Here is a 19,193-nt window from a genome sequence, read left to right as displayed (position 1 = left end):
GAAGCAAAGAAACCATGCTACTTGCAAGGAGGCCTCTCCTTCATTGCGGTAGCATGGTTTTTTTTGTGCGAATACCGATTGCTTAGTCTAATCTTTCTTGTTGTAGAAGAAGCGCGATAGCAAGATGCCGATGAAGCCAAGCCCCATGAATAAGACCGCTTTAGCAAGCAGGGAGACGCTTGGCAGATCCATGAAAATGACCTTCATCAAGGTCAGGAATAACAGGGCGAGACCTGTCAGCCTGGCTTTCTTTATTTGCTTTTTCAATCCGTATCCGATTACCGCAACCGAGTAGACGACCCATACCGCCGATACGATTAGATGCTGCGCATTCGTGTTGAGATCCTTCGTTAATACATTCGTTACTTCGGTAAGGAAAGTCAGGAGGGCTATACCGAGGCCATACCAGAGGACAAGCAAGGCCTCCTTGGTGCTCTTGCCAACGCCATAATGGGAAACCATTTGAATCAGGTAACCGAGTGTTACGAGCAAAACAATCCAAATGAGCGTCTCCATCGAAACAATGCTATCCATGAGTCCAAATGCGGTATCGAGTCCAAGGATGCAGCCAATCAAATAAATGACAACGCCGTTTATTTGCTGCATGAGCGACTTCACAACGAATCCAAGCCATAATGCCGCAGCTCCTTCAATTAATAAGACTACGGGCACGGATTCAGCCGGAAGGAAGTTAGAGAGGCCGAACAACAGGGCATAGCTTGCAATAGTTAAGGCGTAAGGAGCTTTATCTTTGTGCTCCTCTTTCTGTTTCTTCAAGAACCGGAAGGCTATTAGAGCGTACACGGCAAAGAACGCAAGCATAGCCACGTTAAAGGTCAGGTCCGAATACGACAGCTTGAACCAGAGGGCCGTTAACGCGAAGCTTGGAATAAGCAATCGGAGCTGATGCCGGGTCATCGTCGTTCTGGCGAAAATAGAAAGAAGCAGCGCCAACTGCTGGGCGAGTATCCCGATAGCGACGATTTTTTCGTTCCCGTCCGCAATCCACTCATAGATCGCGAATGCGATTTGCAGCAAGACAAAGGATTGATAGAACAATGCCGCATATTTTCTGGCTAACGCAAAGATCATAAAGCTGATGAACAGCAAGGCTTCGTACACGACAAAAAATACGACGGAGGGATGATCGCTATTTAGCAAAAACGGCGTCAGAACGCCTGCCGCGCTTGCCAACATAGCCAAAGGCTGCGATCGCAGGCTATGCGAGAATGCGACTCCCGCAATGACAAACAAGATATTGATAATAAACGCGACAGGTACGCTCATTAATTCGTACAGGCCGTGGGCCGCAAAGGTAGTGAGCATGCCAATGCCGATGGAGCCTCCGAATAAAACCTGCGCGAGCAGCGGTCTCTTGGCTTTCTGCTGACGGAATCCGACGAATATAAAAGCCCCGCAGGCCGCATAACCAAGAATACAGCGCATGGTTTCCGTCAGGAACCCGCCATCGACGGCTGCTTTGAATCCCCAGATGATGCCGATAAGAAGCACGAACAAAAAGATTCTCGGCAGCCATACCCGCGCAATCAGATGCTCCCAATCGGGCTTTTCTTTTTTAATTTCGTGTTTCTGCGCAGCAGGTTTACCTACGCCTACGGGGGTATACGGAGCTCTCGGCGAATTTTTGGGAAGGACAGGCGGGACGTAAGGCTTGTATAAGGCTGGTTTGCTCTCCTTTAGTTCCGCTATTTCTTTTTCGAGCTCGGTAATCCTTGCCTCCAGTCTGCTTACGCGATCATCAAGTTCCAATTAGGCAGCCTCCTATTTTACCGAAAATGGTCATTCTTCTAAGTACGCACACATTTATGATAGTACAGGAAAAGGATGGGGGTGGAGAAGCTTTGTATGCGGGTTTTTTAGAAAAAGGCTTGCATTTCCATTTCATAAGTCTTAAAATTAAGATAATTAAATTAAAGATAATACATATACATAGAGGAGGCGGGCGAGATGAACGATTTCGTATCCGTAGTGACAGAAAGAAGATCCGCAAACAAATTTATTAAAGGGGTTTCCATTGAGGATAAAGAGCTGAATGAAATTTTTGATCTTGTGAAATACGCGCCGTCGTCCTTCAATCTGCAGCATGCTCACTATATTGTTATTAGGGATGAAGAGATGAAGCAGAAAGTGTATGAAGCGGCAAACAAACAGTATAAAGTCCAAACCGCTTCGGCCGTTATTCTTGTTCTTGGCCATCTGGATGCGCATCACAACACGGCGGAGCTTAATGAAGGGCTGCTGCATCTCGGCGTTATTAATAAACAGGAATTCGATCATACGGTCGAGTCCGTGCAGCAATTTTACGAAGAGCGGGGCGAGGCTTTCAAACGGGATGAGGCGATCCGCAACGCGAATCTATCCGCCATGCTGTTCATGCTGGCAGCCAAAGAGAAAGGCTGGGACACAAGCCCAATGATCGGCTTTGATCCGGAGGCGATGATGAAGACGCTGGACGTGCCGGACCGTTATGTTCCCGCTCTGCTCATTGGCATCGGGAAAGAAGATACATCGAACCGCCGGGTACGCGGCTACCGCAAGCCGGTTGGCGAGTTCGTAAGCTTTGAGCGTTTCTAATACAAGGACAGGGCGTCCAGCATATGGGCGCCCTTTATTTTTGCATAAGAGTGATACTCCTGTTAGAGGTAAAATGATAAAGTGGAGCATAGGAGGCGATGCCAGGCTATGCAGAATGACGAGAAAATTTTCAATACCGCGGTCGAAGCCACTCTTGAAGCGATCGGAGGCAAATGGAAGCCGGTCATTTTGTTCCATCTTACATTCGGCAAGAAGCGTAATGGCGAATTTCTGCGCCTAATTCCCGATATATCGCAAAAAGTACTGACGCAGCAATTAAATGAACTGATGAGAGATGGAATCATCAACCGCATTTCTTATAATCAGATACCTCCGAAGGTCGAATATGAGTTAACGGATTACGGGTGGAGCCTGAAGGATATCCTGCATGCCATGTGCCGGTGGGGTGATGGGTATATCGACAAAAAGTACGGCGGCAAAGGAAAGGTGCTGTTCCGGCCTCCGGTATCCGATAATGAAATCAAGGAATGACCTTCCGCTGGCGGAAGTCCTCGAAGATGTCCATAAACATTTTCTCCGTATCGATATAGTCATGAAACCCGAAGCGGCGGGCTTTTGAACCGTCGGCAAAGAAGTCGTAATCCCAGGAAAACACGAAATCCCCGAACCGCCAGGAGGAGACGTCTTTATAGCCTATTTTCTGCAAATCGTATTTATCGACCATGGCATTCCAGAGAGGTTCTTTGTCCGCCATAACGACCTCCAGCGACATCGGTAACGGAGGGGCGGTCTCCAGGCCAAAATAGGCGGCGATCTTCGGCCAAAGCTCGTTCCACCTGAAGAGGTCGCCGTTGGTAATGTTAAAAGCCTGATTGGCGCAGCGTTCGTCGGTAGCCGCCCATACGGTTGCGCGGGCAAGCAGATTCGCGTCGGTCATCTCCAGCAGGCTGTGATAAGCGCCGGGTTTTCCCGGGAAGCGAAGCGGCAGCCCAAGCTCCTTGGACATCGAAGCGTAGACGGCGATAACCATCGCAAGGTTCATGGGATTCCCTAGTCCGAGACCGGCAACAACCGAGGGACGAAGGGCTGACCAGGTCCAGCTGCTTCCTGGTTGCCGCCGCTCAAGAAATTGCTGCTGATCGACATTAAATTCGGGCGGCATATGATAGGCATCCGTCTCGCGCGCCGGCGTCTTGAAAGGACCCAGATGCGCCCCATACACTTTATAACCTTGCATGAGGCTGATATGCTGCAGATTCCGTGCAATCGGTTCAATGGCATTCACTACATTTACGAGCATGGCAAGGTTGGGGGCTACAAGCTCAGCCCACGTAGGCCGATCCTGATAGGCAGCGTAAAAGATATGCGTAACGGCGGTCAGGCCGCTTAACTTCTCCCGGGTATCCGCTTCGTCCAGAAGATCAACCGCGATATACCGCAACCGCTCGGAATCCTCTCCGCCGCGGCGCGACACGCCGATAATATCCCACTCGGGAAGCGTCCTCAAATAATCAATCAGATTACGTCCGATCACGCCGTTTGCGCCTACGACCAGGGCGGTTTTGGATATGTCTGTTGTTTTCATCTAACATTCCTCCTCTGCTTCTGATGACTATTGTGAAACAGAAAAGGGAGGCCGTGAAGTACGCACTTTCAACTCCGATACGCACCTTCAAGTAACCATGGAAGGCCGGGATCGCCCTGTTTCATGCCCTCTGCTATAATGGAGGTCAAGAAAGGGGCTGCTTTATTTTATGTCGCCTAGAAACGTAGAGAAGGACCTCCTGCAGAGGGAGAAAAGAATCAACCATATTCTTGATTCCGCTCTCGAGACCATTGCCGTAAAAGGGATCGGTTCGGTAAGCATCAACGATATCGCTGCGGCAGCAGGCATGAGCATTGGCAACATGTATCATTATTTTAAATCGAAAACCGAGATTATAAGCGAGATTCTGCGAAGAGGACAGACGGGATACGGGGATCATGTCACCCGAATTGCCGAACAGGAATGTCCGGCGTTGGAAAAGCTGTTTATGTTAGCCGAATCTTGGCTTGCTCTTGAGAACAGCTGGGCGTATACGATCCTCATTCATACGTCACGTCTATCGGACGCTTCCTCGGAGGAAATTAGGAAGGCAGTAACGGAACGTTTTACGAACAACCTTGGACCGGTTGCGGCCATGATGAGGCAGGGCCAGCAGGAGGGGCATGTCGTGAGCGGCGATCCGCTTGAGCTTGCCTATTATTTCGTAAGCTTGATTCAGGGCTTAACCCTGCAGAAGGTGCCGGGCGCGGAAGTGCCGATCCGTGCGCGAGCGAGCTCGATTGTCGCTCTATTTGCGGGAAGAGCCAAGCGGTAGGAAAAGCGGGTTGCGCGGAAGCGCCGAACTCGCTTTTTTTGTGATTGACAACAAATGGGGGCCACTGCTACAATTTAGCCAATAACAAACCGAGCGATTATTCGGTTTGTGAAAAAGTACGCCGGAATATCGACTGGACATCCAGAGATTGGTGAGGGTACAAACGACGAGGGCAGATGCCCCATTTTTTATAACTATAATACCAAGTAAATCGGTGTGAAAAATTTAGATTAGGCTGGAGGCGGCATTCATGCTAACGATTGAGCGTTTAAACAAAACGTTTGCTGCTCCTGCAGGACCGGTGGTAGCGCTAAGCAATATTCGGCTGCAGGTAGAGCGGGGACAATTCATTACCTTTATCGGACCAAGCGGCTGCGGCAAGAGTACTTTGCTCAAGATCGTAGCAGGGCTGGATACGGCTTACGAAGGAACGGTGGAGTTAAACGGCAAGCCCATTACGGGGCCAGGCGTGGATAAAGGGTTTATTTTTCAAGAGCCTAGGCTGTTTCCATGGCTGACCGTGGAGAAGAACATTGCCGCCAACCTGTCTCTTGGCAATGCGCAGGTCCGCCGACAGGTCGACCAGCTGATTGAGCTGGTTCGACTGAAAGGGTTCGAGAAGGCCTATCCGAAGGAGCTGTCCGGTGGGATGGCCCAGCGGGTCGCGATTGCTAGAGCGCTTCTCCGCAAGCCGGAGGTACTGCTGCTCGACGAGCCGTTCGGCGCGCTGGATGCTTTCACCCGCACGCATATGCAGGAGGCGCTGCTGGACATTTGGCGAAGCAGCAAGACAACGATGCTGTTCGTTACGCATGATTTGGACGAAGCGGTATTTCTCGGGGAGAAGGTCGTTATCATGAACCCGCGTCCCGGCCATATTCGAAACGTCATTAACGTTGATCTTCCCTACCCGCGCAAGCGGACGGGAGCAGCCTTCCAGGAGCTTCGCTCGAAGGTGCTTGGCGAGTTTGAGAAGGTAGAACAGCCGCCCCTCTTTGATCAGGGTGCAGGCATTTAATCGGAAACTTGAGGGAGATGCAGATATATGAGAAGAAAATACGGTTTGATAACGGCAATCATCGCTTTGGTCCTTATCGCAGCGGGCTGCGGCAATTCCAATAACAATGCCGGCGGGAATAACAAGCCTGCCGAATCGGCTGGTGCTTCGACGAATGCGGAAGGCAATGCCTCAACTGCTCCGGCTTCCTATGATGGTGTAACCGTTAAGATTGGCGTGCAGGGCAAAGGCGGTCTGTTCGGCAAAGCGCAAGAAGCGAAATGGTTCGAAAATGCCTTTGAAGCGCTAGGCGCCAAAGTGGAATGGGTAGAGTTCCAGAGTGGTCCTCCGATGATTGAAGCGATGGCTTCCAATCATCTCGATTTTGCGGGCATGGGCAATATGCCTCCGATCGCCGCGCAGGCGGCAGGCGTTGATTTCACGATCATCTCGCAGCTGCTCGACGGCAAGAACAACGTGGCGATTATTGTTCCGGCAAACAGCGACATTAAGAGCATTGCTGATCTGAAAGGCAAAAAGGTAGCGGTAACGAAGGGCAGCAACGCTTATAACTTCCTCTACCGGGTACTGGATAAAGCAGGCCTGAAGCAATCCGATATTCAAGAGATTCAATTGCAGCCGGATGAGACGCAGCCTTCCTTCGAGGGCGGCAAAGTGGACGCATGGGCCGTATGGGATCCGTACATTTCCCTGAATACGCTGAGCGGCAAAGCCCGCGTGCTGGCAGACGGCGAGAGCGAAGGCGTATTGTCTCCGTCGTTCCAGCTGGTTCGTTCGGAGTTTGCGAAGAAATATCCGGATCTGGTGACGCTGTATCTGAAGACCTTCGAAGAGGCTCGTAAATGGGAAGCGGACAATCAAGACGAAGCATTCCAGCGTTACGCCGACGAGCGCAGCATTCCGCTCGAACTGGTGAAGGGTATTCAATCCCGTTCGACCATGATTAATATCCCGGTAAGCGACGAGACAATCGCCGATCAGCAAAAAACGGCCGATTTCCAATACGAATTAGGCACTATCCGCAAACCGATTAAAGTCGCGGACGTGTTCGACAATCAATACATCGAAAAAGCTCTTAAGTAAAGAAGAGGTGCAATCATGCAGATAACGAGGAATAAGCTTGCGTTTCGCGCGGTTCACGTGCTGATCGGAATGATGGTTCCGCTGGCCGTGCTGGTCATCTGGCAGATCGCATCCTCAAACGGATGGGTGAATGCCGTGCTGATCCCTCCTCCTAAGGACATTGTGGACGAATTCGGACGCATGCTCTCCTCGGGCGAGCTGCTGAGCAACCTGCGCGTTTCGGCGGGCAGGGCAGCGCTTGGGTTCCTGATTGGCGGGGGGCTTGGTCTGGCGGCCGGATTATGGGTAGGCTTCTCGCTAAAGGCCGAGCGGCTGCTCGATCCGTCGCTGCAGCTGCTCCGGACGCTGCCTCACCTCGCCGTTGCCCCGCTTTTTATTTTGTGGTTCGGCTTTGGCGAGACGTCCAAAATCCTGCTGATCGCGAAGGGGGCTTTCTTCCCTCTCTACGTGAACGCCTTCCTTGGCGTCCGTTCGGTAGACCGCAATTTGTTTGATGTAGCGCGCGTACTGGAATTTACGAGATGGCAGACGATAACGAAGCTTATTCTCCCTGCCTCTCTTCCTTCTCTCTTTCTCGGCATTCGGCTTTCCATCGCGGTAAGCTGGCTTGGCCTCGTTGTAGCCGAGATGATGGGCTCCAGCTCCGGCATCGGTTATATCATTAACGACGCGCGATCGTTCTCGCTGACAGCCGTTATTTTCGTAGGCATTATTGTGTTTGCTGTAGTTGGCAAGGTCACCGATTCACTGGTAAGGCTGGCGGAGAAAAGACTTTTGCGCTGGCGCGATTCCTTAGGCGGGGAGGGCTAATGGGATGAGTGCAAACGAAGTGACATTAGGCTCCAACGCAGGCGGAAGACAAGCGGCGATTGGCCGGAAGCGCCGAGCGGGAATGCCGAAATGGCTGTACGGCTGGGTACTGCCCGTTATCGTGCTGGCCTTGTGGGAATCGGCATCGGCGCTTGGGCTTGTATCCGAGTCGGCCTTGCCGGCGCCATCCCGGATTGCGGAGGCTTTCTGGAAGCTCTGCGTGGACGGGGATATGGCGAAGCATGTATCTACTAGCGCGATTCGGGCAGGCGGAGGTTTCTTGCTTGGCGGAGCGACGGGACTATTGCTTGGCGTATTTACCGGTCTTGGCAAATGGGCGGAGCGTACGCTTGATCCAAGCATTCAAATGCTGCGGACGGTTCCGCTGCTTGCGGTAATCCCGCTGTTCATTCTTTGGTTCGGGGTAGGCGAATTCTCGAAGGTTCTGCTTATCGCGTTAGGTTCTTTCTTCCCGCTTTACTTCCATACGCATCTTGGCGTTCGCAGCGCGGACCGCAAGCTGTACGAGGTGACGCGCATTCTGCAATACTCCAAGCTTCAACTGCTGACGAAGCTCATTATTCCGGCGGCGCTTCCGAATATTCTGCTTGGCGTCCGGTTGTCTGTCGGGACCTCCTGGCTGCTGCTTGCCGTAGCGGAGATGATGGGCGCAAGCGCCGGTGTTGGCTATATGATTCAAGATGCCCGCGTGTACGGGCAGACGGACATTGTGTTCGTTGGCATTATTTTGTTCGCCCTGGTCGGCAAGCTGTCGGATTCGGTCGTGCGGCTGGTGGAGAGAAGATGCCTGCGCTGGAACAACAGTTATAAAGGTTAAGGATAGATCGATACTTACTTGGAAAGTGGGGAACAGGCATGAGTCGACAACGACAAGGGCAGCTTCATCTAGGCGCGTTTATTTATTTCACGGGGCATCATCATGCCGGCTGGCGTCATCCGGAGTCCGGCGTGGAGCGGATGTTTGATATCGAATGGTATAAGCGGATCGCAAAGTCGGCGGAGAAGGGCAAGTTCGATATGATCTTTTTCGCAGATCTGCTGCACTTGATTTATCCAAGCCGCGCGGCGGCGGGCATGCTCGACCCGGTAGCGCTGCTATCCGCTTTGTCTACGGTAACAGAGAAAATCGGCCTGACGGCAACGCTGTCGACGACTTATAACGAGCCTTATAATGCGGCTCGCCGTTTTGCAACGCTTGACCACTTGAGCGGCGGCCGTGCCGGCTGGAACATCGTAACGTCCCAGGTCGATACCGAAGCCCGCAACTTCGGCAGGGAAAAACATCCGGAGCATGCGACTCGCTATGAGATGGCGAAGGAATTCGTGGACGTTGTAACGGCGCTGTGGGACAGCTGGCCGCAGGAGTCGCTTGTGATGGACCGTGCATCGGGAACGTTCGCGGATGAGTCGAAGTTCCGTGCCGCCGATTACGGCGGGCAATTCTATTCCGCGCAGGGGCTGCTGAATGTGCCGCGTCCGCCGCAAGGCTACCCGGTGCTTATTCAGGCGGGTTCGTCGGGGCCGGGGCAGGACTTTGCCGCGAGCATTGGCGAGGTGATCTTCACGGCGCAGACCTCGCTGGCTTCGGCGCAAGGCTTCTACAAGAGCGTAAACGAGAAGCTGATTGCGGCCGGACGGGAGCGGGGAAGCCTGCTCATCATGCCGGGCTTGTCGCCCATCCTTGGCTCGACGGTGGAGGAAGCCCGCCGCAAGGAGCGGGAGCTGCTTGACCTGATCGATCCGCAGGAAGCGGTCATGATGGTATCCGGCATGCTTCAGACGGACCTTAGCAAATACCCGGCCGATGAGCCTCTCCCGGACATTCCGGATCCCGTGGAAGCAAGCAACGGCATGAAAAGCCGTGTCCAGCTCATCATGGATCTCGCCCGCAAAGACAACTTGTCCATTATCGAGCTTGGCCGCAGACTTCTTGGCGCCCGGGGTCATATGCAATTCGTCGGCACGCCGGAGCAGCTGGTTGATCTGATGGAAGAATGGTATGACGGTTATGGCTGCGACGGCTTTAACATCATGCCGCCGGTATTGCCGGGCGATCTGGACGATTTCGTGGAGCAAGTCGTTCCGGTGCTTCAGCGCCGCGGACGCTACCGTGAGGACTATGAGGGCTCGACGCTCCGCGAGCATCTGGGGCTGCCGGTGCCGTCGGTCGATCATTTCAAGAGATTAGCCGGCTTGCAGCAGGCATAAACCATTTTCATATCAATGGACTTATCATATCAGGCAACAGGTTAAAGGCACCCGAAGAGGTGTCTTTTTTTGTCCTAATGAGCGGGTAGGCTTTTTATGGTATATTCAAGGAAGACGGCTATGGACTAGCAATAAACCATTCCAAAGGAAGTGCAAACAATGAATCTAGAAGAGGTCATGCAGGAGCTTGAAGGGCTTGGCAAAGAAAGAACCAAGAAGATTTATATGGGCAATGGCGCGCACGAACCGTTGTTTGGCGTGGCGACAGGCGAGATGAAGCCTATTTTCCGCAAAATCAAACATAATCAGCCGCTGGCGGATCAACTGTATGCAACAGGCAATTACGATGCCATGTATTTCGCCGGGATCATTGCCGAGCCAAAGGCGATGACCGAGGCGGATTTCGAGCGTTGGATCGACAGCGCGTATTTCTATATGATCTCCGACTATGTGGTGGCGGTCACCTTGTCCGAGACGGACATCGCCCAAGAGGTGTCGGATAAATGGATTGCGAGCGGCGAGGAGCTGAAGATGTCGGCGGGCTGGAGCTGCTACTGCTGGCTGCTAGGCAATCGCAAGGACAGCGAGTTCTCCGAAGACAAAATCGCCGGCATGCTGGAGCTGGTGAAAAATACGATCCACGATGCTCCCGAGCGGACGAAATATTCGATGAACAATTTCCTGTACACGGTGGCGATATCCTACAAGCCGCTTCATGATAAAGCGGTTGAGATCGCGAATGAAGTAGGCCCCGTAGAGGTCGGCCAAGGCACGAATAAAAGCAAGCGTATCAACGCTACCGTTAATATTGAGAAGTTTATGGGTAGAGGGCAGATTGGCTTCAAACGCAAGTATGTAAGATGTTAGGCTCACAAAGGCATCCGGGTTCCGGACGCCTTTTTTATTGGTTTTATTTCCTCCACCTTGCGGGATACTAGTTCACGGAACGTAAGTGCCTAAAGGAGGAAGAACATGAAAAAGCTTTGGCGTTTCAGTATTTTGTGTATACTCATTCTGCTTCAGGCGAACCCCGCTGAAGCTATGCCCGCGGATCCTTCCTTGTTAAAGTCCCTCCAACAAGGAGGGTACATCTTATATGTCAGGCATGGAGACGCAACGGTTGGCACGGACTCGCCAAGTATCAACTTCAATGACTGCTCAACCCAAAGGAATCTTTCGGAGGCCGGGAGGAACCAGGCCGTAAGCTATGGGAATGCGCTTCGGCAATTGCACATCCCTGTTCAGGTGCCGGTTGTTGCAAGCCCGTTCTGCAGGACGAAGGAAACCGCGGAGCTAGCTTTTGGAGCAGGTAATGTCCGTACGGATCCGTTCTGGGTACAGATTTATCAATTAAGCGGTTCCGTTCCCCCTGCCCAGCAAGAAGCTGTTCTGAAAGCTTTGTCGGCCCAGTTGGAAATCCCCCCGTCTCCAGGGACCAACAAGGTTATCGTTGCCCATAGTTTCCCTCCGGGCGTGGGATTAGGGGAGATCAAATCATTGGGAACGGTTGTTATTAAGCCAAATGGTCAAGGCAATGGTTACGGCATTGAGGGGCGTTTTGATTTGAATGAGCTGAGCTCGCCTTAGTCCTGTTCAGTCGGGTTGGTTTCCTGTACGGTACCAAACGGATGATGCGGCGGCGCATAGATAGAATAGAGCTTGAGCGGCGTGCTTCCGGTGTTTATGACATTATGCCATGTGCCTGCAGGAACAAAGATGGCATATCCGTCGTATGCCATGGTTTGAAAATCAAGATGATCTTTGCTGTTTCCCATCTGTACGAGTCCTTGGCCTTCCTCAATCCGCAAGAATTGATCGGTTGTTGGATGGACCTCCAGCCCAATATCCTTGCCAGCATGAATACTCATCAAAGCCAATTGAAGGTAGTTTCCTGTCCATAATGCGGTACGGTAATTCCTGTTTTGCTTGGTTGCCTCCTCCAGGTTCACAACCAGCGGGCCTGTTCCGTAATCCTTTAGCTCAATCTCTCTGTAGTGCGCGTTCGGAACGTTAAAGCTCCAATTGTAATACCGGGGATCCCAATAATAACCCCAATAGTTGTTAGGCCATAGATCATGGCGGTAAGGATAAAGGTACATCCATGTTCTCCTTTCGACAAAACGATATATTCATCGCTTTATCCTATGCGTGCGCCTACTGAAAGGGGATAAAGCTTTCTCCTGATACGGTTTTTTATCCAATTGATTTCCATTTCCTTCTTTCCGAGAAAAAAAGTGAACTCCTTTGAGTATTTCTTACGTATATGCATTAACGGACAAGAGAAGATTACTCATACCGATTATGTTCGAAGAGAGGGGAATCCACGTTGGAATCGATCTGGCTGGAGTATGCGTGGGCATTGTTGATCCTGATAGGTTTAGAGGGCTTGTTATCCGCCGACAATGCGCTAGTGCTTGCGGTAATAGCCAAAAATTTACCGGACGATCAGAAGAAAAGAGCGATTAACTACGGTATTATTATGGCGTTTGTTTTCCGTTTTGGCGCTCTATTCGCAATCTCTTTTATTGCGAATGTCTGGCAGGTACAGGCGATTGGCGCAGCCTATCTGCTATACCTGGGTTTAAAGCACATCATTCAAGCGCGTTTCGGCAAAAAGAACGAGGATGTTCATAAGGACGAGAAACAAAAGGCGGGCTCGGGCTTCTGGCCTACGGTAAGCAAAATCGCTATCGCGGATCTCGCTTTTGCAATTGACTCCATTCTGGCTGCGGTAGCTCTTGCGCTTGGTTTGCCTGACTCTCCGCTTGGCGAGTTTGGCGGTATGGACGGAGGCAAATTCGCAGTTGTATTGCTTGGCGGTATTGCGGGTCTTATCCTAATTAAATTCGCGGCAACCTGGTTTGTGAAGCTGCTTGCCGATCGCCCGGCACTGGAGACTACGGCGTATGCCATCGTAGCTTGGGTAGGGGTGAAGCTGGCCGTAATTACGCTTGCTCATGAGGACATCGGCGTGCTTGATCATGATTTCCCTCATAGTACGGGTTGGACGCTTGTGTTCTACGGCGTGTTGGTTGCCATTGCGCTTCTCGGCTGGTTTGCCCCAGGCAAGAAACCGCAGAAGGTAGAGGCCTCTTAAGAGAAATTTAGCCCTAAATTTCGTAAAATGTCTTCTATTGAGGTAATATAGGAGATATTGTTCAAAGCATAGAAAGCAGGGTTAAGAATAGATGACGATTTCAAATACGCAGCGTTACCGCTTTAGTGAAGCGCCAATATGGCAAATAAACAGACAATATTACGAAGAAGAAGGCTTGAGGGCCTGGAATAACGACCAGGTTCCTCAATATATAACGAGTAATCCGATGATCGCGGCTGCTTATGCTGAGATGCTGTTCGGATTTCTTCAGGACAGAGCTAATCAGGGACAATGCCATGAGCCTGTTCAGATCGTGGAGCTTGGAGCAGGTGCGGGGCGGTTTGCCTTCCATGTGCTGCATGAGTTAAGCCGTTTAATAGACTTTGCGGGAATTGCGGTGCCGCCGTTCCGGTATATTATGACGGACCTTGCGGCAAACAATGTGGAGGCATGGCAGAAGCATCCTGCTCTTCAGACTTTTATCGAGCGGGGAATGCTTGATTTTGCCCGGTTTGATGCTGTGCAAGATTCGGAATTATTACTGGCTGCATCCGGAGAAACCATCCGGAGGGGAGATTTGCAGCAGCCTCTCGTCATTGTGGCGAACTACTTTTTTGACAGTATTCCGCAGGAGCTGCTCTATATAGGCGAAGGCCAGGTATATGAGGCCGATGTGCTGGTTAAGTACCCTGAAGACAAGGATTCGCTTAAACCATCGGAGCTGCTGTCGCAAATCGCCTTGAGCTACGAGCTCCGGCGCGCGCCGCAGTACGAGGATGCGTCTTATCCTTACCGCGACGTTATTGCCGTCTATCAGGAGCAGCTGGAGGACTCGCATATTTTATTCCCGGAGGCCTCTCTGGCTTGCCTGGACCGGCTGAATCAGTTGTCTCAGGCGGGAATCGTGCTGCTGACGGCGGATAAAGGGGATCACCTGCTCGAGCACTGGAGGTTCGCGGAACCGCCGGAGCTTGTCTTTCATGGCAGCTTTTCTCTGACGGCGAACTATCATGCGATGGGGGAAGTGTTGGAACGCAGCGGTGCTCTGGTCATGTTCCCTTCGCATCACTATGACAATATTAATATCGGCTGTATGATCAGCGTGAATTCGCCGCAGGACTATTACCAGACAAGGCTGGCTTACCGTCGGGGCGTCGAGCGTTTCGGACCGGATGATTTTTACAGCCTGAAGTGGTGGATAGACCGTTTTATCGACGACATGGGGCTTCGGCAAATCTTAAGCTTCTGGCGTCTTGGCGGTTATGACGCGGAATTCTTTATCCAGAGCACGAAGCAGATTTCGAGTCTGCTGCCGGATGCCCTTGATGAGGAGAAGGAGGATATTCTGCTCGGAATCGAACGGATGTGGTCGTCGTATTACGTGATGGAGCAGAAGTACGATCTGGCGCTTGAAGCGGGTCTCGTGCTGTTCGAAATGGACATGTACGGCGAGTCCAAGCGGTTCCTGGAGATTTCCGTGGAGGAAGACGAAGAGGAGATTGTATCTACCGTCTTTTATTGTCTGGCAATATGCTGTTTCGAGCTGGAGCTGGAAGAACAGGCTTTGCATTACCTAGGGGAGCTGCTGAGGCTCGAACCTGACCATGAGGAAGCAAGGGCTTTGATGAAAAATTTTGAGCTCGCATAAAAAACCTCTTGAACCTTACGTAACGTCATCTATTATGCTTAGGCTACCGGTAAACAGTTAGCGCTAATCTCTAATGAATGAATATACGGAAGGCGGAGTGGATTAATTATGGCTGCTATTCTTGGCGAGAATGAGATTGTTTCGACGCGTGAGTTTGAGTTTTCCCGTGAACGGGTGTTTGAAGCATGGGTAAATCCGGAGCTGCTCAAGCGCTGGTGGGGACCTAACGGCTTCACGAATACCTTCCACGAGTTCGAGATCAAGCCGGGCGGTAATTGGCGGTTTACGATGCATGGCCCCAACGGCGTCGACTATGCGAATCATAATGTCTTCGAAGAGATTGTACCCTTGGAGCGGATCGTCCTTAAGCATATGTCCAATCCCGAGTTCCGGGTGACGGCTATATTCGAGGATTTGGATGGCCGTGCGAGACTAACGTTCCGTCAGCTGTTCATGGACAAGAAGACCTTTGAGGCGGTTAAGGCTTATGCGGCCGATGGCAATGAGCAAAACTTTGATCGGTTAAACCTTGTTTTGCAGGAAGGCTAGATAGAAAACCCGTTGCTTCGAGAGTGAAGCGCGGGTTTCTTTTACGTTGGTTTCGCCTTGCCATCCGGGCATTACAACGTATAATGAGAGACAAGTAGATTTCAGATGAAACGTGAGGGGATGGTTATCATGTCAGTCGGAATTTTAGCTCATTTGCTTGGAACTTTGCCTTATAAGGAATTGGCGGCCAAGATAGCCGCTAACGGATTTCCGTATGTCCAATTGGCGCTGGGGAAAGCGTTCTCCGATATAGACTCGCGGCTTGGCAAGTTAAGCCCGGGGCTTGCTCAGGAAGTAGGCGGCGTATTTGCGGAGAATGGCGTCCGCATTGCGGTGCTCGGCTGTTATGCAAGTCTGGTCGATCTCGATGACGAGGTTTACCGCCATAATGTAGACCGCTTCAAAGAGCATCTTCGGAATGCCCGTCATTTCGGCGCGCCGATTGTGGCGACGGAGGTTGGCGGTGTAACGGATCCGGAGCGCCGCGGGGAGCACATGAAACGGTTAAACCGTGCGCTTGAGGAGCTTGTTGAAGAGGCGGAGCGCTGGGGCGTAACAATTGGGCTGGAAGCGGCCCAAGGACATATGATCGATACGGCTGAAACATTGGCCGAGACGATTGAACGTTTTCCATCCTCTTGCGTTGGCGTCGTGATGGACCCTTGCAATTTGATGAATCCGGCCCGGTTCGAGAATCAGGATCATACGGTCCGCGAAGCTTTCCGTTTGCTTGGCCCGCGCATCGTAAGCGCCCATGTGAAGGATTTGAATCGCGCGGCTGACGGTACCTTAATAGAAACGGCAGCCGGTCTTGGCGAGCTGAATTATCCGTTATTCTTCGAGCTGCTTGAGCAGCACAAGCCATACGGCTTTGCCACAATGGAGGCCGTAAGCGAGTCGAATATGGTGGAAGCGGCAAGGTTCGTGCGGGAAGGCCGGCTGGCTGCAAGAAGCAAGTAGCGAAATTTGAATATGTAAAAGCCGCGAGCAAGTTTAGCGGCTTTTTTATTGCAGTAAATGGGTATATACGACAAGGCGCTTTTCATGCTCCTTTTTGAGGCGGTTGTATTTTCCGGTGCAGGTAATCATGTTTAACCTTCTACCGTTTGTGTCGCCGAAAATTTTATCGAGTGGCGCTTCAGCCGTCGGATAGGATTCAACAGCATCAACCGCATATACGAGATATTTGCCGGACGAGTCGGAAAGGACGACGGGATCGCCCGGTTTCAGCTTTTTCAAGGGATAGAAAATAGCTGGCCCCGTATAATTATCAACATGCCCCGCAATAATAGCATTGCCCTTTTCTCCCGGAAGAACTCCATCTATAAATAACCCGGCGATATCGCTGGATACAGGCACGTCTATCTGTCCGTTTTCCAGTAATCCAACAGGCTCCACGGGAGCCTTTATCCCGACAGACGGTATCCAGATCCGATTAGGTACAATAACGGGAGTTTTGGCAGTTATGTCTTTAGGCTTTGACGGAGCTTTCGTCTCCGCTTCACGCAACGGTACCATAGTGTGAGAAGGGGCGGGCAGCGTGATTTCTCTATTTGGTTTACTTTGCTGCTTGGTTTGTTCCTTGGTTTGTTGTTTGGGCGATTGCTTGGTTTGTCCCGACGTGCAGCCTGTTAGCAGTATAAATAGTGCCAAAATTAAAATACCATAACGATTGCTCATATTATTCATCCTCTAAAGGGAAAGGAATAGAGAGCAAGCTGTCTCTATTCCTCCGCTGTTAGTGATTCGACCGGCGTCTTATTCGCTTACTCCGCCGTAGCCTGTTTTAGGGAGAGCCTTTGCACGCAGCTTTTGTTCCTTAGTTGATTTGGCATGCAGCTTATGCACTTTAGATTCGGATTTAGCGCGAAGCTCATGCGCTTTTGCTTTGTGCTGCTTCGCATGCATCTTATGTTCCTTTGCTTTTACTTTGTGTTCTTTAACATGCATTTTGTGCTCAACTTTTTTAGTCGCTGTTGGTTCCACAGCCGATGCGGAAGCTGTTGCTGCGGACACGGACAGGAATAGGCATGTAGTTACTGCGATCATTGCTGCTTTTTTCATTTGTTGTTCTCTCCTTAAGTTAGGTATGTTTTTTTCCCCTCGCTTAAGGTTAGCTGTAGAAATAAAAATATGAGTGGATTTTGTTTCCGTAAAAAAAGCACATTCCTCAACCTGCATGGCGGGCAAAGGGATTGTGCCCTTTTTGTTGTTTGGGCTATTTTACTAGCCGGATCATTGCAGTCATTTCCGCATCTCATTACGTCTACTAAAAAAATAACGCATGAATGAAAAATAATGGGGCACTCAGTTGTATTACAAGTGAAAGGAGGTGCTGAGGTGTACAATTCATATGAGCTCAATGAATCTGTGCGACGGGCCTTGGATCTATATTCGCAAAGCATGATCAAGATTGCTTTTGCTTATTTGAAAAATATAGCCGATGCGGAAGAAGTGACGCAGGAGGTTTTCCTGACGTATCTGCAGAAGCGTCCTGTCTTCGAGAACAGTGAACACGAAAAAGCATGGTTGATTCGAACAACCATTAATAAAAGCAAAAATATGCTGAAGACCGGCTGGTTCAAAAGCAGAAACCCTGTTCCCGAAGACCTGAGCTACCTCCCCAAGGAAGAAAATGAGGTTCTGCAGGCGGTGCTCTCCTTGGACAAGAAGTATCGGATTCCGATCCATCTTCATTATTACGAAGGATATTCGATCCAGGAGATTGCCGTTATTATGCAGGCGAAGGCCGCAACGGTAGGAACCTGGCTGGCCAGAGGACGCGCACTCTTAAAAGATAAGATTGGAGGCCTGGAGAATGAAGAAATCTGTCTATAAGTCCGCGATGTCTAAATTGCGAACCAGCGACGACTTCAAAGAGGCAACCTATCAGAAGTTAATGCTGGAATTAGAGAAGACTTCACATAATCCTACAAATCAAAAGGAGCCGATTAAAATGGAAAAAAGCAAAAAGAAATTGACAGGTTGGACAGTAGGTATTGCAGCAGCAGCAATCTTGGCGGTTGGCGTAATTAGCGTAAACCAGAATCAAAACAGCCCGGCATCCACGCCAACTAATCAAGGGCAGACAGCTGAAGCGACATCCAAGCCTCCTATCATGGGCAAAGTTGCGGTTAACATCGATGGCGTTATTTCTGAAGTAAGCACGGACGGAAAAAGCTTCAAAGTAGGCGATCTGTGGGTAGAAGTAACGGATAAAACGCAGCTGGGAAGCAGCGAGCCAACAGCGACAGCACCGTCCCAAGAGCTGCTTAATAAAGATTTCAAAGTTGGTGACATCGTATCCGGGTATACTTCCCAAGATGTAAGCACGGGCAAAGTTACGGCTGACGTGATCTACAACCTGATCGCGCCTGAGAAAGAAGACGCAGGCAAGCCTGCTACGACAGGAAAAATGGCGGTTAACATTGACGGTATCATCTCCGAAGTAAGTGCCGACGGCAAAAGCTTCAAAGTGAACGACGTATGGGTAACGGTTACTCCGGACACCATTATGGGCATCACGGAACCAACAGCCGGCGAACAATCCGATGAGCTGCTGCAAAAAGAATTCAAAGTAGGCAACGCGGTATCCGGCTTTACAACGGAAGATCTGAGCTCCGGCAAAGTAAACGCAACGCGTATTTACAATAACTTCGCTCCGCAAAAATAATAGCATGAAAAAAGAAGAGGCCCCTGTTTGTAAACTGGACCCCATAGACTGAACACTTGAAAAAAAAGTGTTTAGGCTGTGGGGTCCTTTTTGTATACTGGTATTGGCATCTAAGGAGGTTATCATGAGTAAGAAACTTTTCTCCAAGGCAGATCAGGAGCTGCTCTCTA

General features: G+C 50.8%; 21 protein-coding genes. 16 read left to right on the top strand and 5 right to left on the bottom strand.

Going from position 1 to position 19,193, the window contains the following annotated elements:
• Positions 1 to 87 precede the first annotated feature (87 nt).
• Positions 88 to 1,770, bottom strand: a complete 1,683-nt coding sequence (locus WFJ73_RS27840; protein ID WP_336776191.1) for a DUF2339 domain-containing protein — start codon at positions 1,768 to 1,770, stop codon at positions 88 to 90.
• A 198-nt stretch (positions 1,771 to 1,968) separates the two neighbouring features.
• Between WFJ73_RS27840 and WFJ73_RS27835 the strand changes: the two genes are divergently transcribed.
• Positions 1,969 to 2,595 (top strand): nitroreductase family protein, encoded by a 627-nt coding sequence (locus tag WFJ73_RS27835; RefSeq protein ID WP_336776190.1) that lies wholly within the window; start codon positions 1,969 to 1,971, stop codon positions 2,593 to 2,595.
• A 108-nt stretch (positions 2,596 to 2,703) separates the two neighbouring features.
• The gene (locus WFJ73_RS27830; RefSeq protein WP_336776189.1) at positions 2,704 to 3,087 is read left to right on the top strand and encodes a winged helix-turn-helix transcriptional regulator; all 384 of its coding nucleotides are present in this window, start codon (positions 2,704 to 2,706) and stop codon (positions 3,085 to 3,087) included.
• Here the strand turns inward: WFJ73_RS27830 and WFJ73_RS27825 are convergent.
• On the bottom strand, positions 3,077 to 4,141 hold the full coding sequence (locus WFJ73_RS27825) for an SDR family oxidoreductase (RefSeq protein WP_336776188.1): 1,065 nt from the start codon (positions 4,139 to 4,141) through the stop codon (positions 3,077 to 3,079). The two genes, WFJ73_RS27830 and WFJ73_RS27825, sit on opposite strands and share 11 nt — an antisense overlap.
• Positions 4,142 to 4,310: 169 nt before the next feature.
• Between WFJ73_RS27825 and WFJ73_RS27820 the strand changes: the two genes are divergently transcribed.
• The 8 genes from WFJ73_RS27820 (at position 4,311) to WFJ73_RS27785 (ending at position 11,643) form a co-directional block, all read left to right on the top strand.
• Complete coding sequence (locus WFJ73_RS27820) at positions 4,311 to 4,916, top strand: TetR/AcrR family transcriptional regulator (protein ID WP_336776187.1); 606 nt, start codon at positions 4,311 to 4,313, stop codon at positions 4,914 to 4,916.
• A 250-nt stretch (positions 4,917 to 5,166) separates the two neighbouring features.
• The gene (locus WFJ73_RS27815) at positions 5,167 to 5,934 is read left to right on the top strand and encodes an ABC transporter ATP-binding protein (RefSeq protein WP_336776186.1); all 768 of its coding nucleotides are present in this window, start codon (positions 5,167 to 5,169) and stop codon (positions 5,932 to 5,934) included.
• Positions 5,935 to 5,961: 27 nt separating this feature from the next.
• The gene (locus WFJ73_RS27810) at positions 5,962 to 7,017 is read left to right on the top strand and encodes an aliphatic sulfonate ABC transporter substrate-binding protein (protein WP_336776185.1); all 1,056 of its coding nucleotides are present in this window, start codon (positions 5,962 to 5,964) and stop codon (positions 7,015 to 7,017) included.
• A 15-nt stretch (positions 7,018 to 7,032) separates the two neighbouring features.
• A complete protein-coding gene (locus WFJ73_RS27805) occupies positions 7,033 to 7,827 on the top strand; it encodes an ABC transporter permease (protein ID WP_336776184.1) in 795 nt (264 codons plus the stop codon).
• Between the two features lie 4 nt (positions 7,828 to 7,831).
• Positions 7,832 to 8,665: an ABC transporter permease gene (locus WFJ73_RS27800; RefSeq protein ID WP_336776183.1), complete on the top strand. Its 834-nt coding sequence runs from the start codon at positions 7,832 to 7,834 to the stop codon at positions 8,663 to 8,665.
• Between the two features lie 38 nt (positions 8,666 to 8,703).
• Positions 8,704 to 10,056 (top strand): LLM class flavin-dependent oxidoreductase, encoded by a 1,353-nt coding sequence (locus WFJ73_RS27795; RefSeq protein WP_336776182.1) that lies wholly within the window; start codon positions 8,704 to 8,706, stop codon positions 10,054 to 10,056.
• 159 nt (positions 10,057 to 10,215) lie between these two features.
• Positions 10,216 to 10,923 carry a DNA alkylation repair protein gene (locus tag WFJ73_RS27790; protein ID WP_336776181.1) on the top strand — a complete coding sequence of 236 codons (708 nt, stop codon included), beginning with the start codon at positions 10,216 to 10,218 and terminating at the stop codon, positions 10,921 to 10,923.
• Positions 10,924 to 11,028: 105 nt separating this feature from the next.
• The gene (locus tag WFJ73_RS27785; RefSeq protein WP_336776180.1) at positions 11,029 to 11,643 is read left to right on the top strand and encodes a histidine phosphatase family protein; all 615 of its coding nucleotides are present in this window, start codon (positions 11,029 to 11,031) and stop codon (positions 11,641 to 11,643) included.
• Here WFJ73_RS27785 and WFJ73_RS27780 read toward each other — a convergent pair.
• Positions 11,640 to 12,155, bottom strand: coding sequence for a cupin domain-containing protein (locus WFJ73_RS27780; protein ID WP_336776179.1), 516 nt, complete (start codon positions 12,153 to 12,155; stop codon positions 11,640 to 11,642). The two genes, WFJ73_RS27785 and WFJ73_RS27780, sit on opposite strands and share 4 nt — an antisense overlap.
• Before the next feature lie 227 nt (positions 12,156 to 12,382).
• Here WFJ73_RS27780 and WFJ73_RS27775 point away from each other — a divergent pair, with 227 nt between their 5' ends.
• The 4 genes from WFJ73_RS27775 (at position 12,383) to WFJ73_RS27760 (ending at position 16,310) form a co-directional block, all read left to right on the top strand.
• Positions 12,383 to 13,153: a TerC family protein gene (locus WFJ73_RS27775; RefSeq protein ID WP_336776178.1), complete on the top strand. Its 771-nt coding sequence runs from the start codon at positions 12,383 to 12,385 to the stop codon at positions 13,151 to 13,153.
• A gap of 91 nt (positions 13,154 to 13,244) precedes the next feature.
• Entirely contained in the window at positions 13,245 to 14,801 is a 1,557-nt protein-coding gene (locus WFJ73_RS27770) for an SAM-dependent methyltransferase (protein ID WP_336776177.1), read from the top strand.
• A gap of 108 nt (positions 14,802 to 14,909) precedes the next feature.
• Positions 14,910 to 15,350 carry an SRPBCC family protein gene (locus WFJ73_RS27765; protein ID WP_336776176.1) on the top strand — a complete coding sequence of 147 codons (441 nt, stop codon included), beginning with the start codon at positions 14,910 to 14,912 and terminating at the stop codon, positions 15,348 to 15,350.
• 129 nt (positions 15,351 to 15,479) lie between these two features.
• The gene (locus WFJ73_RS27760) at positions 15,480 to 16,310 is read left to right on the top strand and encodes a sugar phosphate isomerase/epimerase family protein (protein ID WP_336776175.1); all 831 of its coding nucleotides are present in this window, start codon (positions 15,480 to 15,482) and stop codon (positions 16,308 to 16,310) included.
• A 45-nt stretch (positions 16,311 to 16,355) separates the two neighbouring features.
• On the opposite strand, the gene WFJ73_RS27755 is transcribed toward WFJ73_RS27760, so the two are convergent.
• Both WFJ73_RS27755 and WFJ73_RS27750 read right to left on the bottom strand, forming a co-directional pair.
• Positions 16,356 to 17,030, bottom strand: a complete 675-nt coding sequence (locus WFJ73_RS27755; RefSeq protein ID WP_336776174.1) for a class F sortase — start codon at positions 17,028 to 17,030, stop codon at positions 16,356 to 16,358.
• A 78-nt stretch (positions 17,031 to 17,108) separates the two neighbouring features.
• Entirely contained in the window at positions 17,109 to 17,414 is a 306-nt protein-coding gene (locus WFJ73_RS27750; protein WP_127494800.1) for a hypothetical protein, read from the bottom strand.
• Positions 17,415 to 17,690: 276 nt separating this feature from the next.
• On the opposite strand from WFJ73_RS27750, the gene WFJ73_RS27745 reads away from it, so the two are divergent.
• Both WFJ73_RS27745 and WFJ73_RS27740 read left to right on the top strand, forming a co-directional pair.
• Positions 17,691 to 18,188 carry an RNA polymerase sigma factor gene (locus WFJ73_RS27745; RefSeq protein ID WP_248756458.1) on the top strand — a complete coding sequence of 166 codons (498 nt, stop codon included), beginning with the start codon at positions 17,691 to 17,693 and terminating at the stop codon, positions 18,186 to 18,188.
• Positions 18,189 to 18,306: 118 nt separating this feature from the next.
• Positions 18,307 to 19,023 carry a DUF5666 domain-containing protein gene (locus WFJ73_RS27740; protein WP_336776173.1) on the top strand — a complete coding sequence of 239 codons (717 nt, stop codon included), beginning with the start codon at positions 18,307 to 18,309 and terminating at the stop codon, positions 19,021 to 19,023.
• The last annotated feature ends 170 nt before the right edge of the window (positions 19,024 to 19,193 follow it).

This window comes from Paenibacillus sp. MMO-58 (assembly GCF_037146255.1).
Taxonomy (GTDB): Bacteria; Bacillota; Bacilli; order Paenibacillales; family Paenibacillaceae; genus Pristimantibacillus.
Note: the sequence above shows the minus strand (reverse complement) of the source record. Positions and strands in the feature narration are given on the sequence as shown.

Excerpts from the sequence above, each read along its gene's own strand:
- WFJ73_RS27835 (WP_336776190.1), top strand. The coding sequence starts at position 1,969 with ATGAACGATTTCGTATCCGTAGTGACAGAAAGAAGATCCGCAAACAAA.
- WFJ73_RS27830 (WP_336776189.1), top strand. The coding sequence starts at position 2,704 with ATGCAGAATGACGAGAAAATTTTCAATACCGCGGTCGAAGCCACTCTT.
- WFJ73_RS27825 (WP_336776188.1), bottom strand. The coding sequence starts at position 4,141 with ATGAAAACAACAGACATATCCAAAACCGCCCTGGTCGTAGGCGCAAAC.
- WFJ73_RS27820 (WP_336776187.1), top strand. The coding sequence starts at position 4,311 with ATGTCGCCTAGAAACGTAGAGAAGGACCTCCTGCAGAGGGAGAAAAGA.
- WFJ73_RS27815 (WP_336776186.1), top strand. The coding sequence starts at position 5,167 with ATGCTAACGATTGAGCGTTTAAACAAAACGTTTGCTGCTCCTGCAGGA.
- WFJ73_RS27810 (WP_336776185.1), top strand. The coding sequence starts at position 5,962 with ATGAGAAGAAAATACGGTTTGATAACGGCAATCATCGCTTTGGTCCTT.
- WFJ73_RS27805 (WP_336776184.1), top strand. The coding sequence starts at position 7,033 with ATGCAGATAACGAGGAATAAGCTTGCGTTTCGCGCGGTTCACGTGCTG.
- WFJ73_RS27800 (WP_336776183.1), top strand. The coding sequence starts at position 7,832 with ATGAGTGCAAACGAAGTGACATTAGGCTCCAACGCAGGCGGAAGACAA.
- WFJ73_RS27795 (WP_336776182.1), top strand. The coding sequence starts at position 8,704 with ATGAGTCGACAACGACAAGGGCAGCTTCATCTAGGCGCGTTTATTTAT.
- WFJ73_RS27790 (WP_336776181.1), top strand. The coding sequence starts at position 10,216 with ATGAATCTAGAAGAGGTCATGCAGGAGCTTGAAGGGCTTGGCAAAGAA.
- WFJ73_RS27785 (WP_336776180.1), top strand. The coding sequence starts at position 11,029 with ATGAAAAAGCTTTGGCGTTTCAGTATTTTGTGTATACTCATTCTGCTT.
- WFJ73_RS27780 (WP_336776179.1), bottom strand. The coding sequence starts at position 12,155 with ATGTACCTTTATCCTTACCGCCATGATCTATGGCCTAACAACTATTGG.
- WFJ73_RS27770 (WP_336776177.1), top strand. The coding sequence starts at position 13,245 with ATGACGATTTCAAATACGCAGCGTTACCGCTTTAGTGAAGCGCCAATA.
- WFJ73_RS27765 (WP_336776176.1), top strand. The coding sequence starts at position 14,910 with ATGGCTGCTATTCTTGGCGAGAATGAGATTGTTTCGACGCGTGAGTTT.
- WFJ73_RS27760 (WP_336776175.1), top strand. The coding sequence starts at position 15,480 with ATGTCAGTCGGAATTTTAGCTCATTTGCTTGGAACTTTGCCTTATAAG.
- WFJ73_RS27755 (WP_336776174.1), bottom strand. The coding sequence starts at position 17,030 with ATGAGCAATCGTTATGGTATTTTAATTTTGGCACTATTTATACTGCTA.
- WFJ73_RS27750 (WP_127494800.1), bottom strand. The coding sequence starts at position 17,414 with ATGAAAAAAGCAGCAATGATCGCAGTAACTACATGCCTATTCCTGTCC.
- WFJ73_RS27740 (WP_336776173.1), top strand. The coding sequence starts at position 18,307 with ATGGAAAAAAGCAAAAAGAAATTGACAGGTTGGACAGTAGGTATTGCA.